This window comes from Bacillota bacterium, assembly GCA_018818595.1.
In the GTDB taxonomy this organism is placed as follows: domain Bacteria; phylum Bacillota_I; class Bacilli_A; order Izemoplasmatales; family Hujiaoplasmataceae; genus JAHIRM01.
Genome location: JAHIRM010000037.1, coordinates 46,027 through 59,165, shown reverse-complemented (window position 1 = coordinate 59,165; position 13,139 = coordinate 46,027). Strand labels below are relative to the sequence as shown.

At 33.0% G+C, this 13,139-nt stretch carries 19 protein-coding genes; 16 read left to right on the top strand and 3 right to left on the bottom strand.

The features are described 5' to 3' along the window. Positions 1-4: 4 nt before the first annotated feature. The 8 genes from KJ971_07080 to rplQ are packed head-to-tail and all read left to right on the top strand — an operon-like array spanning position 5 to position 3,910. Positions 5-655 (top strand): adenylate kinase, encoded by a 651-nt coding sequence (locus tag KJ971_07080; GenBank protein ID MBU1145601.1) that lies wholly within the window; start codon positions 5-7, stop codon positions 653-655. Beyond that, positions 656-1,405 carry a type I methionyl aminopeptidase gene (gene map / locus KJ971_07075; protein MBU1145600.1) on the top strand — a complete coding sequence of 250 codons (750 nt, stop codon included), beginning with the start codon at positions 656-658 and terminating at the stop codon, positions 1,403-1,405. 14 nt (positions 1,406-1,419) lie between these two features. Beyond that, entirely contained in the window at positions 1,420-1,641 is a 222-nt protein-coding gene (gene infA / locus KJ971_07070) for a translation initiation factor IF-1 (GenBank protein ID MBU1145599.1), read from the top strand. Between the two features lie 32 nt (positions 1,642-1,673). Then, complete coding sequence (gene rpmJ / locus KJ971_07065; protein ID MBU1145598.1) at positions 1,674-1,790, top strand: 50S ribosomal protein L36; 117 nt, start codon at positions 1,674-1,676, stop codon at positions 1,788-1,790. Between the two features lie 11 nt (positions 1,791-1,801). Beyond that, positions 1,802-2,167: a 30S ribosomal protein S13 gene (gene rpsM / locus KJ971_07060; protein MBU1145597.1), complete on the top strand. Its 366-nt coding sequence runs from the start codon at positions 1,802-1,804 to the stop codon at positions 2,165-2,167. A 16-nt stretch (positions 2,168-2,183) separates the two neighbouring features. Beyond that, the gene (rpsK, locus tag KJ971_07055; GenBank protein MBU1145596.1) at positions 2,184-2,570 is read left to right on the top strand and encodes a 30S ribosomal protein S11; all 387 of its coding nucleotides are present in this window, start codon (positions 2,184-2,186) and stop codon (positions 2,568-2,570) included. Between the two features lie 21 nt (positions 2,571-2,591). Continuing rightward, entirely contained in the window at positions 2,592-3,533 is a 942-nt protein-coding gene (locus KJ971_07050; GenBank protein MBU1145595.1) for a DNA-directed RNA polymerase subunit alpha, read from the top strand. 17 nt (positions 3,534-3,550) lie between these two features. Next, positions 3,551-3,910 (top strand): 50S ribosomal protein L17, encoded by a 360-nt coding sequence (rplQ, locus tag KJ971_07045; protein ID MBU1145594.1) that lies wholly within the window; start codon positions 3,551-3,553, stop codon positions 3,908-3,910. 99 nt (positions 3,911-4,009) lie between these two features. On the opposite strand, the gene KJ971_07040 is transcribed toward rplQ, so the two are convergent. Further along, entirely contained in the window at positions 4,010-5,188 is a 1,179-nt protein-coding gene (locus KJ971_07040; protein MBU1145593.1) for an NADP-dependent malic enzyme, read from the bottom strand. A gap of 185 nt (positions 5,189-5,373) precedes the next feature. Here KJ971_07040 and KJ971_07035 point away from each other — a divergent pair, with 185 nt between their 5' ends. From KJ971_07035 to KJ971_07005, 7 genes are all read left to right on the top strand, one after another. Beyond that, complete coding sequence (locus KJ971_07035) at positions 5,374-6,090, top strand: CBS domain-containing protein (protein MBU1145592.1); 717 nt, start codon at positions 5,374-5,376, stop codon at positions 6,088-6,090. An 88-nt stretch (positions 6,091-6,178) separates the two neighbouring features. Beyond that, a complete protein-coding gene (locus KJ971_07030; GenBank protein ID MBU1145591.1) occupies positions 6,179-6,988 on the top strand; it encodes an energy-coupling factor transporter ATPase in 810 nt (269 codons plus the stop codon). Next, complete coding sequence (locus KJ971_07025; GenBank protein MBU1145590.1) at positions 6,964-7,821, top strand: energy-coupling factor transporter ATPase; 858 nt, start codon at positions 6,964-6,966, stop codon at positions 7,819-7,821. Before KJ971_07030 ends, KJ971_07025 begins: the two co-directional genes overlap by 25 nt. Beyond that, complete coding sequence (locus KJ971_07020; GenBank protein MBU1145589.1) at positions 7,821-8,786, top strand: energy-coupling factor transporter transmembrane protein EcfT; 966 nt, start codon at positions 7,821-7,823, stop codon at positions 8,784-8,786. Before KJ971_07025 ends, KJ971_07020 begins: the two co-directional genes overlap by 1 nt. Next, on the top strand, positions 8,783-9,766 hold the full coding sequence (truA, locus tag KJ971_07015) for a tRNA pseudouridine(38-40) synthase TruA (protein ID MBU1145588.1): 984 nt from the start codon (positions 8,783-8,785) through the stop codon (positions 9,764-9,766). Before KJ971_07020 ends, truA begins: the two co-directional genes overlap by 4 nt. A gap of 112 nt (positions 9,767-9,878) precedes the next feature. After that, positions 9,879-10,436 (top strand): helix-turn-helix domain-containing protein, encoded by a 558-nt coding sequence (locus tag KJ971_07010; GenBank protein MBU1145587.1) that lies wholly within the window; start codon positions 9,879-9,881, stop codon positions 10,434-10,436. Next, a complete protein-coding gene (locus KJ971_07005; GenBank protein ID MBU1145586.1) occupies positions 10,433-10,792 on the top strand; it encodes a hypothetical protein in 360 nt (119 codons plus the stop codon). The genes KJ971_07010 and KJ971_07005 overlap by 4 nt, the downstream gene beginning before the upstream one ends. A gap of 71 nt (positions 10,793-10,863) precedes the next feature. Here KJ971_07005 and KJ971_07000 read toward each other — a convergent pair whose 3' ends face one another. Continuing rightward, positions 10,864-11,730 carry a metal ABC transporter permease gene (locus KJ971_07000; GenBank protein MBU1145585.1) on the bottom strand — a complete coding sequence of 289 codons (867 nt, stop codon included), beginning with the start codon at positions 11,728-11,730 and terminating at the stop codon, positions 10,864-10,866. Further along, positions 11,730-12,401: an ATP-binding cassette domain-containing protein gene (locus KJ971_06995; protein ID MBU1145584.1), complete on the bottom strand. Its 672-nt coding sequence runs from the start codon at positions 12,399-12,401 to the stop codon at positions 11,730-11,732. Before KJ971_06995 ends, KJ971_07000 begins: the two co-directional genes overlap by 1 nt. A 113-nt stretch (positions 12,402-12,514) precedes the next feature. On the opposite strand from KJ971_06995, the gene tmk reads away from it, so the two are divergent. Continuing rightward, the gene (gene tmk / locus KJ971_06990; protein MBU1145583.1) at positions 12,515-13,138 is read left to right on the top strand and encodes a dTMP kinase; all 624 of its coding nucleotides are present in this window, start codon (positions 12,515-12,517) and stop codon (positions 13,136-13,138) included. The last annotated feature ends 1 nt before the right edge of the window (position 13,139 follow it).

Here is a 13,139-nt window from a genome sequence, read left to right as displayed (position 1 = left end):
AGTCATGCTTAATCTATTGATTATGGGAAAACCAGGAGCCGGAAAAGGGACGCAAGCAACAAGATTACTAAATTATTATCATTTGACCCATATTTCAACTGGCGATATTTACCGTGAAGAAATGCAAAAAAACACTTCAATTGGTAAAGAAGCTAAGAAATATATTTCCAAAGGTGAATTGGTTCCCGATGATATGACCAACGATATCGTAAAAAAAGTACTTCATACTCATGCATATGCTTCAGGATTTATGTTAGATGGGTATCCTAGAACAAGAACACAAGCCGAAGCCTTAGATCAAATGCTTACATCTCTCAAAATCCGATTGACAGCCGTCATTAATGTCGATGTGGATGATGAAATACTTCTTGAAAGAATGGCTGGAAGACGTGTATGTTCAAATTGTGGTAAAACCTATCATATTAAATTTCATCCACCTCTAACAGAGAGTGTTTGTGATGCATGTGGACATGAATTAATTCAAAGAGAAGACGACTTGGAAGAATCAGTATTAAATCGACTAAAAATCTACAATGAAAAAACAAAACCCCTTTTAGATTACTATCAAGAAAAAGGATTGTTAATGATTGTAAATGGGAAAAAATCATCCAATACCGTTTTTAAAGATATCATTACTAAGTTAGGTGAGTTATAAATGGTAACCATTAAATCTAATCGTGAAATTGAATTGATGAGAATAGCCGGCAGAATTGTCGCGCTTGCTCATCAAGAAGTAAAAAAACACGTTATGCCAGGTGTAACGACTGAGTTCTTAAATAAAATTATCGAAAAAACGATTACAGATCATGAAGCAATTCCATCTTTTAAAAATTATAACGGATTTCCAGCTTCCGCATGCATTTCCATCAATCAAGAAGTTGTGCATGGAATCCCTTCATCCCATCGGATTTTAAAATCTGGGGATATTGTTTCAATTGATATTGGGGCAATTTACAAAGGATACCACGGCGATTCCGCTTGGACTTATGCATGTGGAGATATCTCGTTAGAAGCAAAAAAATTAATGGATGTAACACAAGAGAGCTTGTTTAAAGGGTTAGAAATGGCAAAAGCTAAGAATAGATTGACAGATATTTCTCACGCAATTCAAGTGTACGCTGAAAGCTTCGGTTTCTCAGTTGTAAGAGATTTTGTTGGCCACGGAGTAGGAAAGTACCTACATGAAGATCCACAAATTCCAAATTTTGGACTAGCGGGAAGAGGAATCACCTTACGACCTGGAATGACCTTAGCGATTGAACCCATGATTAATGCTGGTCGAAAAGAAGTAAAAGTATTACCTGATGGATGGACTACCTTGACTCAAGACGGATCATTAAGCGCTCATTTCGAGCATTCGATTCTTATTACTGACAATGGATATGAAATTCTAACAAAGGTATAAAAGGGAGTGATTTAATGGCTAAAAAAGATGATGTAATCGAAATGGTTGGAACGGTTGTAGAAGTCTTGCCAAATGCACAATTTATAATTGAGCTAGAAATCGGACACCGAATTCTCGGTCACGTTTCTGGTAAAATCCGTATGCATTACATACGCATTTTACCAGGCGATAAAGTCAAAGTTGAACTATCAACATACGATTTAACACGTGGACGAATAACGTATCGCATGAATTAAAAATAAAGAAAGGTTTTAGGGAGGTAAATGGTATGAAAATTAGACCATCTGTAAAAAAAATCTGTGATAAATGTAAGGTAATTAAGCGCAATGGCAATGTTATGGTCATTTGCGAAAATCCAAAACATAAACAAAGACAAGGAAAATAGGAGGGTATTCGATGGCACGTATTGCAGGAGTAGATATTCCTAGAGATAAACGCGTGGTTATCTCTTTGACCTATGTTTTTGGTATTGGCAAGTCGACATCAATTAAAATTTTGGCGGCTGCAGGAATATCAGAGGACAAAAGGGTTAAAGATTTAACAGAAGACGAAATCGTAAGAATTCGTCAAGAGGTTCAAAAATTAAGAGTTGAAGGCGATTTACGTCGTGAAGTTGCATTAAACATTAAACGTTTAATGGAAATTGGATCGTATCGTGGAATTCGTCATCGTAAAGGTTTACCAGTACGTGGGCAAAACACGCGTAATAACGCGAGAACACGTAAAGGTCCAAGAAAAACCGTTGCGAACAAAAAGAAATAGAAGGAGGATATAGAATATGGCACGTACTATTACAAAAAAACGTCGCGTGAAAAAGAATATTCCTTCTGGGGTAGCACACATTCATTCGACTTTCAATAACACAATTATAACTATTACTGACAGTGCAGGTAACGCCATTGCTTGGAGTTCTGCAGGCGCTATTGGATACAAGGGCAGTCGTAAATCGACGCCATTCGCTGCAGGTCTTGCTAGTGAAGCTTGCGCAAAAGCAGCAATGGATAACGGTGTTCAAAGAGTTGAAGTTTCGGTAAAAGGACCTGGTCCTGGTAGAGAAGCAGCCATTCGTAGTTTACAAGTGGCAGGACTTGAAATCACCGCAATTAAAGATGTAACACCAGTTCCCCATAATGGATGTCGTCCACCAAAACGGCCTCGCGGATAGGAGGTAATTATATTGAAGGACTTGAAATTCGAAAAACCAAAAACAATTACTGAAGAAATTGATGAAAATTATGGCAGGTTTGTAATCACACCTCTAGATCGTGGATTCGGTATAACACTTGGAAATTCCTTAAGACGAGTTTTATTGTCTTCACTACCTGGTGCAGCTATTATAAACACGGTCATTGATGGCGTTGAACATGAGTTCACCGCAATTGAAAACGTTGTTGAGGATGTCACCACGATTGTATTAAATTTAAAAGGAGTTATCTTAAACATTGATTCTTTAGTTCCTACAGTTGAAAAACGGATGGAGATCATTGTAGATGGTCCTTGTGATGTTCATGCATCAGATATCATCGCTGACGATGAAGTCTTAATTGTGAATCCAGATCATTTTATTTGTCATGTAAATAAAGGCAAACGTTTCCGCATGGTTATGCATGCAAAAAAAGGTAACGGGTATGTCAGTGCTGAAAAAAATGCAGCGTATGATAATATGGTCGGTGTCATTCCGATTGATAGTATTTATACACCAGTAATTCGTTCGAATTATACAGTGGATAAAACTAGAGTAGATGACAGTGCAGATTATGATAAATTGACAGTTGAGGTTTGGACAAACGGTTCAATTGGGCCAAAAGAAGCTATTGGTATGGCCGCTAAAATGTTAATTGATCATTTATATTCTATCGTTGAACTATCTAATAGAGCAATGGCTGAAGATTTCATGATTGAACGTAAAAGCGAAGAAACTACAAGAAACTTAGAAAAACCAATTGAAGATTTAGATTTATCAGTAAGAAGCTATAATTGTTTAAAACGCGCTGGAATTCATACTTTAGGTGAACTAATTGAAAAAACCGAAGAAGATATGATGAAAGTAAGAAACTTGGGTAAAAAATCTTTGAAAGAGGTTAAGCAAAAGCTTGAAGAATTAAATTTAAGCCTTGCAAAACATTAACTGTTAGGAGGTAAATCATGGCTAGAGGATATAGTAAACTTAATCGTAGTAGCGATAATCGTAAAGCGCTTATTCGCGACCTATCTACACAATTGATTTTACATGGGAAAATTGAAACTTCCGTTGTGAAGGCAAAAGAACTAAAACGCACCGTCGAGAAACTAATTACACTTGCAAAAAAAGGTGATTTGAATTCTTTAAGAATCGCAGGAGCTACTGTTAGAGGGTTAGAACTTAACAATCAAACAGCATTGCAAAAGCTATTTAAAGAATTAGGACCTAAATACCTTGAAAGACATGGCGGTTATACAAGAATTTATCGTATTGGACATCGCTTAGGCGATTCATGCCCAATGGCAATCATTGAATTCGTATAAAAAACTAAAAGTTAAGTATTGAGATTTCTCAATACTTTTTCTTTATAATAAAAGCACATGGATTGTGTTCCATGTGCTTTTATATTATGTGAATGGTGTTTAAGGATGTATTCTTGATACTTTGGAAGTTACTGCAGCGCTCGCCACCGCTTTTGCCACCGCTTTATGAACTTTTGGGTCAAATGCGAAAGGAATAATAAAATTAGGTGCTAATAAATCCTTGGTAACCAAAGAGGCAATAGCGTAAGATGCCGCTTTCATCATTTCTAAATTGATATCGCTCGCTCTTTCATCTAAAGCTCCTCTAAAAATTCCTGGAAATACAAGAACATTATTAATTTGATTTGGATATTTGGAACTGCCTGTTCCAACAATATAAGCACCTGCTTCCTTAGCGTCTTCATAAGAGATTTCAGAAACGGGATTTGCAAGCGGAAAAACGATTGAAAAAGGATTCATACTTTTAATCATTGTTTTTGTTACACAATTTGGACCTGAGACGCCGATAAAAACATCGGCTCCTTTTAATGCGTTTTCCAAAGTCCCTGTCAAATGATTTTTATTTGTACGTTTCGCAATTTCTCTATGAATAGGACTTAACGTTAGGTCGTTTTCATCAATAATTCCAAATTTATCACAAAGAATAATATCTTTGATTCCATAATGAAGCAAATAATCGGCGATTGAAATTCCTGCCGCTCCGGCACCATTAATGACAATTTTGACAGACGGCATCTTTTTATTTGCAAGGGATAAAGCATTGATTAATGCAGCACATACAACAATTGCCGTTCCGTGTTGATCATCATGAAATACAGGAATATCTAAAATGGCTTTCAATTTTTTTTCAATTTCAAAGCAACGAGGAGCAGAGATATCTTCTAAATTAATACCACCAAAACTTCCAGACAAAAGTGAAATCGTTCTAACAATTTCATCTGGATCTTTTGTTTTTAAACAAAGAGGGAATGCATCAACTTCTCCGAAGGTTTTAAACAAGACGCATTTTCCTTCCATAACGGGCATTCCCGCTTCAGGCCCAATATCACCTAGTCCGAGAATAGCTGTACCATCTGTAATAACAGCGACTAAGTTATGCCTTCTAGTATAAACATAACTTAATTCAATATTTTTTTGAATTTCTAAACAAGGTTCAGCAACTCCTGGAGTATAAGCCAAAGAGAGTTCATAGCTATTTGATACAGAGACACGGGGAGAAATCTCGATTTTCCCTTTTAATTTTTCATGTAATTTTAAGGATTCGCTTAATATATCCATTTTTTATACCTCATAAGTTATTTTAACATATTTATAGGGCGTTCAAAAGTGGTTTTTACATGGTTTTTTGTTTTTGCTAAAGTTATTATCAAAACGAAGCATTGTTTTTTCATCTTTAAATATCTTAGATTTGGATGTATAATAGATTTAGAAGGTAAATTTCTTTTTGAAACGAGGTGTTTATATTGTCAAGAAGAGAAGAGTTTTTAAAGTTATTTAATGATTTAGAACGATATTTACGAATCGAATACAGTTATGGAAAATACAGTGAGTCTAGTTTCATGGGGACTCTTTATAAAATAAGGGCCAAAAAAAGTAATGCCTTAATTGGAAATAAAGCAAATTTTGATACGTTATCACAAGCTGCCCAACTAAGAAATATAATGGTTCATAACGAAAACATCGCCGTTCCTTCTGAAATCTTTTTAAACGAATTTAAAAGTATTGTTAAAAAAATCACTCATCCTAAAAAAATATATCAAGTTATGATGCCCATTCACAAAATGAAAGTAGTCTCTTTAGATTCTTCCATTGAAGAAGTCATGCTTTTAATGAAAACAGAAGACTATTCAAATGTCCCTGTTGTATATGAAGAGGCATTGGTTGGCGTATTTACTGAACGAACTTTATTTCATTTTTTTGCTTTGAAGAAAGATGTTTCTATTGGAAAAGACATGAAAATGAAAGAATTATTGGAAGCAATGGATTTGGATTATGATCCAGCAAAATACTTTGCATTTATAAAACGAAGTGCAGATATTTACGAAGCACTAGATTTGTTTAATCGTGATTTTAAAGAAGACAAAGAATTAGAAATGCTTTTTGTAACGGAAAACGGATTGTCTTCTGAAAAAATACTAGGGATTGTTACTTTGTGGGATTTAGAGCATGCGTTTATGTAAAGAAACGTTTATTTAAAATTTGGGCGAGTTAACGATGTTTAATTCGCTTTTTCTTATAATATTTGATATAATATTTAGGCCGGTGGTGATGTTTATGAGTTACATTGAAGTAAATGATTTATCTTTTTCATACAATCAAAAACGCATGATTTTAAAAAATATTAATTTACACATCAATAAAGGCGAGTGGATTGCTATTTTAGGGCACAACGGATCTGGAAAGTCCACACTTGCAAAAACCATGGTGGGTTTGCTTGAACCATCAAGTGGAGAGGTCATTGTTGATGGGTTAAAATTACAAGAAGATACCGCCTATGATATTAGAAAAAAAATAGGAATTGTTTTTCAAAACCCTGACAACCAATTTGTAGGAGTCACGGTAAGAGATGACATTGCTTTTGGAATGGAAAATTTATGTTTTACAAAAGAAGATATGCTTCATAATATCGATTTTTATGCAAAAAAAGTAGATATGTTGGATTTTTTAGATAAAGAGCCATCATCCCTTTCGGGGGGACAAAAGCAACGAGTAGCTATTGCGGGTATATTAGCAATGAAAACAGAAGTCATTATTTTTGATGAAGCCACCTCTATGTTAGATCCTTATGCTAGAGAAGACTTAATGAATTATATTAAATTATTACACAAAGAAGGACTTACTATTATCATGATCACACACGAAATCGAAGAAGCGTTACTTGCTGATCGATTATTTATATTAAAAAATGGAGAAGTATATCAAGATGGGAAAGCGGCGTCCTTAATGAAAGATCCTTCTATATTTCATGAAGCATTTTTAGAGCTTCCAATGGCTTTAAAAATTGCAAATCAACTAGGAGATTCTTCTTTATCTAATGAAGTGAAAGGATTTTTATGGGAATACAGTTTAGAAAAGTAAGTTATCAATATGCCGCAAATCAAAAAGGATTTTATCAAGCGATTAAAGATATTTCATTTTCCATAAATTCGAAAGATGAGTTTATCAGTTTAATTGGGCATACGGGATCAGGAAAATCAACTCTCGCTCAACACATGAATGCACTTATTTTTCCAACAGAAGGCGAAATTGATATTTTTGGATCATTGATAAAACAAAAAAGAGATAAACACATTAAATACAATAGTCTAAGAAAAAAAGTGGGATTAGTTTTTCAATTTCCTGAATATCAATTATTCGAAGAAACAGTTGAAAAGGACATCATGTTTGGACCGCTTAATTTTAAGGTTTCCGTTGAGGAGGCCAAACAATTAGCAAAAACCGCTCTTCAACTTGTAGGACTTGATGAAAGTTATTTAAAAAGAAATCCATTTAATTTATCTGGTGGAGAGAAAAAACGAGTATCCATTGCGGGTATTTTAGCTCTTGACCCAGAAATACTAGTTTTAGATGAACCAACATCAGGACTAGATCCTCTTGGAAAAATACAAATGATGGAATTGTTTAAAAGTATTCAAGAATCTACCCATAAAACCATAGTCGTCATTACACATGATATGGATTTGGTTTATGCATATTCTTCAAGAGTGTTAGTTTTAAAAGAAAGCAAGCTTGTTTTTGATGGTTCTCCTGAAGCTTTATTTCATAACGATAATTTAGCACAATTTCATTTAGATTATCCTTCAACGATTAAAGTTTTGCGAGAAATTAAACGTCATTTTCATCTTGAAATCAATGAATATCAAAAAACATCAGATGAAGCGGTTATGGAACTAAAGAAGGTGTTGCCCTAATGAAAAATATTATCATTGGACAATACGTTCCAGGGGAAGGATTCTTTTACAAGCTAGATCCTAGAACTAAAATCATTGCCATCGTTGTATTAATGGTCGCCATTTTTATGCTTGAAACAATCACTCAACTTCTTATAACGCTTGGATTCGCTCTTCTTATTTTGATTGTAGGAAAACTTTCAATTATAAGAATTATAAGGGGATTAAGACCAATCTTTGTTTTATTGATATTTACATTTATCTTTCAGATTGCATTTAATAAAGACGGAATTATCCTTTTAAATAAAACGCTTTCTTTTTCTGTTTCGAGTGTGATAGGAATCGTTTTATTAACCGTTCTTTGGCGGTTTTTAGCAAGCTTTAAACGGATGAAAATTATATTGTTTTTCTTATATATTTTGGGGATTTATTTTATAATGGTTTACTTTAATTATTTTCAAACCTTTACCTCGTTTCAATTAATTATTTACGAAAAAGGAGTTGAAATGAGTATTTTTGTGGTAATCAGACTATTAATTGTAATTACGTTATCTACCGTTTTAACTTTGACCACAAAACCAACTGATTTAACTCAAGGATTAGAAAAATTAATGAGACCTTTAAAAGTGATTGGACTTAATTCAGAAGACTTTGCTTTAATTATATCCATTAGTTTACGATACATTCCCACCATCTTGGATGAAGCCAATAAAATCATGTTAGCTCAAGCAAGTAGAGGTTCAGATATTTCGGAGGGTAAATTAAAAGATAAAATTAAGCAAGTAGTATCGCTGCTTGTTCCGATGTTTATTATCGCTTTTAAGCGAAGCGAAGAATTAGCAGATGCAATGGAATCAAGAAATTTTATTCCGGGAAAATCTCGAACCAGAATCAATGAATTATCTTTTCGGTTATTAGATTTTATTACGGTATTTCTTTCAATCGCTTGTTTGGGAGCGAGTATTTTAGTGAAGGTCCTATTATGATGAGTTATAGCCTTGAATCGATTGATTCTATTTTGTCAGAGGATGTCGGATTAAAAGTTGATGCATTGGTTGTCTTAAATAAAGAGAATGTATCGAAATATATTCTGGAACATTCTGAATTGTTTTCTGAGATTTTTGAGAATGTAAACTTGGATTTTAACATGAATTATGGATTTTCTTCATTAGGATTTCCTTATAAAGTAGGTATCTTAAATAATAAAATCAACCGTCTTGTTTTATCAAGAAAAACCACGCATCTTCAAAGAGTACAATTAAAAATAAGGTATGATGGAACGGATTTTAACGGATTTCAAATTCAAAAAAATTCACGTTCAGTTGCAGGTGAATTAACAAAATTAATTTCTAAAATCAATGATTGTCCAACGGTTTGTTATGGAGCTTCACGGACAGATTCAGGGGTACACGCGATAGAACAAATCGTGCATTTTGATACATCCAGAGATTTGAGTGTTAAAAAATGGAAACACTATTTTGAAAGTGAATTGCCAAAAGATATTACGATAGAAGACGTTAAATTTGTTCACCCACTCTTCCATTCAAGATATGATGTATTTACCAAGGAATATCGTTATCTTTTAAATACGGCTGAATACGACCCCTTGAGAAGGCACTTTGAATGGACGGTAGGAAAACTTGACGAAAATAACTTAGAGAAGAATTTAAATCTCTTAATTGGAACGTTTGATTTTACTAGCTTTTGTACAGGAGAAAAAAATTCAAAAATTAGAACGATTTTTGAAGCTTCATTTATAAAGAGAGAAAACACTATCGAACTTGTGTTTGTTGGAAACGGGTTTTTGCATCATATGATTCGATTGCTTGTTTTTCAACTAGTGAAAATGGCTAAACAAGAGATCCAGGATGATATTTTGCAGATTATAAATGAAAAAAGCAGAAAACATACGACAAAAATTGCGCCTGCAAACGGACTATATTTAACAAAAATCACATATGAATAAAAGTTCGAAACATTCGAACTTTTATTATTATAAGCAAAATTAATAAATTACAAGTTCAACTTTTAGTTGCTTTAATTTATATTTACAAGTGTTATAATAAAGGTGTCAGAAGATGATGAAAGAAGGTGTTCTCTTGCTAGATTTATTAAGAATAGGACAAAAGTTATTTGATTTAAGACAGACAAATGGATTCACACAAGCACAAATAGCAGATCAATTGTTTGTTTCACATCAAGCAGTCTCTCGTTGGGAAACAGGAAAGACGTTGCCCTCAATTGATAATTTATGTGTATTGATGGGAATGTATCAATCAAGTTTAGAAGAAATTTTATGTTTGAATATTGATTCTAACATCCTTTCACTTAAACAATTATTTGAGGAGCATAGTCCAGAATGGGTCATTCATGAAATCATTCGTGGAAACATTAAGGCATTTAATTTTGCCGATGTGATTCATTTGCTTAGTCAAGAACAACGAGATTATGCACTATTTTTGTACATTGAGAATAATGTTTTGATTGAATGCAACCTGTGGCCAAGGTTAAGCATTGAAGAAAGAATGAGATTACTCATTGCGTACAAAACGAAAAAGTACCATCTTCCCATTGAACAAATATACCCACAATTCACTTATGCAGAAAAAAAGAAATTAAAGGAGAAAATAAAATGAAATTATTACGCATGTTACCATTTTTAGAAGAAGAAGAATTAGAAGAATTAGTTCAAAAAATTATAAATAAAGAATTCGATAATGAAAAAATCAACCCAGTATGTATCATTCCGTTCTTAAACGAAGAACAAGTTGCTCGTTTATTCAATAGTTCTCTTAAAGGAGAAATATCAATCAATCCAGAAAAATTCTTGCCTTTTGTCTCTGAAAAAGATTTAGAAGAAGTTCTTCGTAAAATTGAAGCAAATGAAATTGATACTATTTCAGCAGATTCTCTGCTTCCGTTCTTAAATTCGGATCAAATAAAAAAATTGTTTCAAGATATATTAAATGATTTAAAACCTCAAGATAAATAAGTTAGAAATCCATTTTTTATACAAAAAACCACTCACAAATTGATGAGTGGTTTTTTAAAATGAAGAATAAATTACTTATTTTGTTTTGCTGTCTGTCTTTTTACAGAAATTCTTTTAATAATTGCAACAATTAATAAAATAATTACATTAACAGATACAATGGCGGCTCCACTAGGAATGGTTAAAGAATAAGCCATCCACAATCCGAAAAAAACAGATAATTCAGAGAAGATAACGCTAGATATTAACGTTGATTTGTAGCTCCAACCCACTTTCATTCCAGCTGCTACTGGAATAATCATCATGGATGAAATCAATAATACTCCTGCTGATTCTAATAATACCGAAACAACAATCGATAACATAATCATAAAAATTATTTGAAAGATATTAACATTAACTCCTAAAAATTTGGCATTGGTTTCTTCGAAACTAACCGCAATAATTTGTTTTCCAAATAAAGCAAAGAGAATCCCTACTACGATAGCGGTTACTAAAATTAACACCACATAATAATCGGTTACCGTTAAAATAGAACCAAATAGATAATTATAAAGAGAACCAGTTTTTTTAGATAAAGAAAAGAAGATTGCACTTAAAGCAGCTCCGAGGCTTATTACGATAACCATCGAAATTTCCTTATAATTTTTATAAGATCTTCGAAATAATTCGATTAATAATCCACCTATTACTGAAAATAATAAGCCTAAATATATTGGCTTTTCAAAAAAGATTGAGATTCCAAAAGTAGATAAATATAAGCTAACTGCAATTCCAACTAAAGAGAAATGACCTAACGTATCGGCGATAAAGGATAATCGCCTGATAACAACTATGGAGCCAATAAGAGGAGCTAATATACCTAGTAAAATGCCGGCAGTCAGTGCTCTTAACATAAAATCTTGTTGAAACAAATCGGTGAAGAAGGACAGGAACATTACAAATTCACCTCCGATAAATCACACTTTTCTTTGGTTAGGAAGGTGAAAGTTGTATCTGATTTCATCGTTAATACATGAGAGTAAAGTAATTCTTCAAAAGCATCGGTATGTGTAATTAAGATAATGGTAATTCCTTGTTGGTTTAGCAGGTTGATTGCACGATAAAAAAATTCGGTATTTAATCGATCTATCGAAGCGGTAGGTTCATCTAAAATTAACAATTTAGGACTGTTAATCATAGCCTTTACAATAAAAACTCTTTGTAATTGTCCACCTGAAAGATTGTTAATATTTTGATTTATTAAATCTAAAATCCCCATTTGATCTAATAATTTTAATCGATCACTTTGTTTGGTTTTCTTTAAACTAGATACAGAAAGTAACTCATTAACAGTGATTGGAAACTCATAGTTAAAATCTTCAAATTTTTGGCTAACATAGCCAAAATTTGTCCAATCTTTAAAATTATTAATATCTTGATGGTCAAAAAAAATCATCCCATTTTTAACGGGGTTTATGCCTAATAAACATTTGATAAAAGTGGACTTTCCAGAACCATTCTTTCCTTTGACTATTAAGTAGTCGCCAGAGTTTAAAGTTAAGGAAAGACCATTGATTACTGATTTATGCCCATAAGCAAACGATAAATTATGGATGTCAATTTGCATACCATCACCATGCCTTTTGCTATATTGTATCATAATTAGATACTATAATAAAATAATTTATTCAAAATTCGGTCATTTTGTGAGATAATAGAAAGGTAAAGCAGGTGGATAATATGAAAGGAATCTTTATTTCGTTCGAAGGGACGGAAGGTTCAGGAAAAACATCCGTTATTAAACAAGTTGAAAAATATTTTACAGCCAAAGGATACCATGTTTTAGTCACAAGAGAACCTGGCGGAATTCGAATATCTGAAATGATAAGAGATATTTTATTAGATAAATCTCATATAGAAATGGATCCAAAAACAGAAGCATTATTATTTGCCGCTTCTAGAAGGCAACACTTAGTCGAAAAGATTCTTCCTTCACTTGAAAGAGGAGAACTAATATTATGTGATCGCTATATCGATAGTTCATTAATTTATCAAGGTGTCGCTAGAAATTTAGGAATTGAAGAAGTTTTTACAATTAATAAATTTGCGATTGATTCCAACATGCCAGATCGAACTATTTTTGTTGATGTTAGACCTGAAGTTGGTTTAAAGCGAGTCTTTAAAACTCCGAACCGCGAAGTGAATCGATTGGATTTAGAAGAAGTGGAATTTCACAAAAAAATATATCAAGGGTATATCGATTTGATGAAAAGATTTCCAAATCGAATTAAAAGAATTGATGGTGAAAAATCAATAGAGGAAGTCGCAAAACTAGCGATTCAATCTATTGAAGAAATCCTGTAGT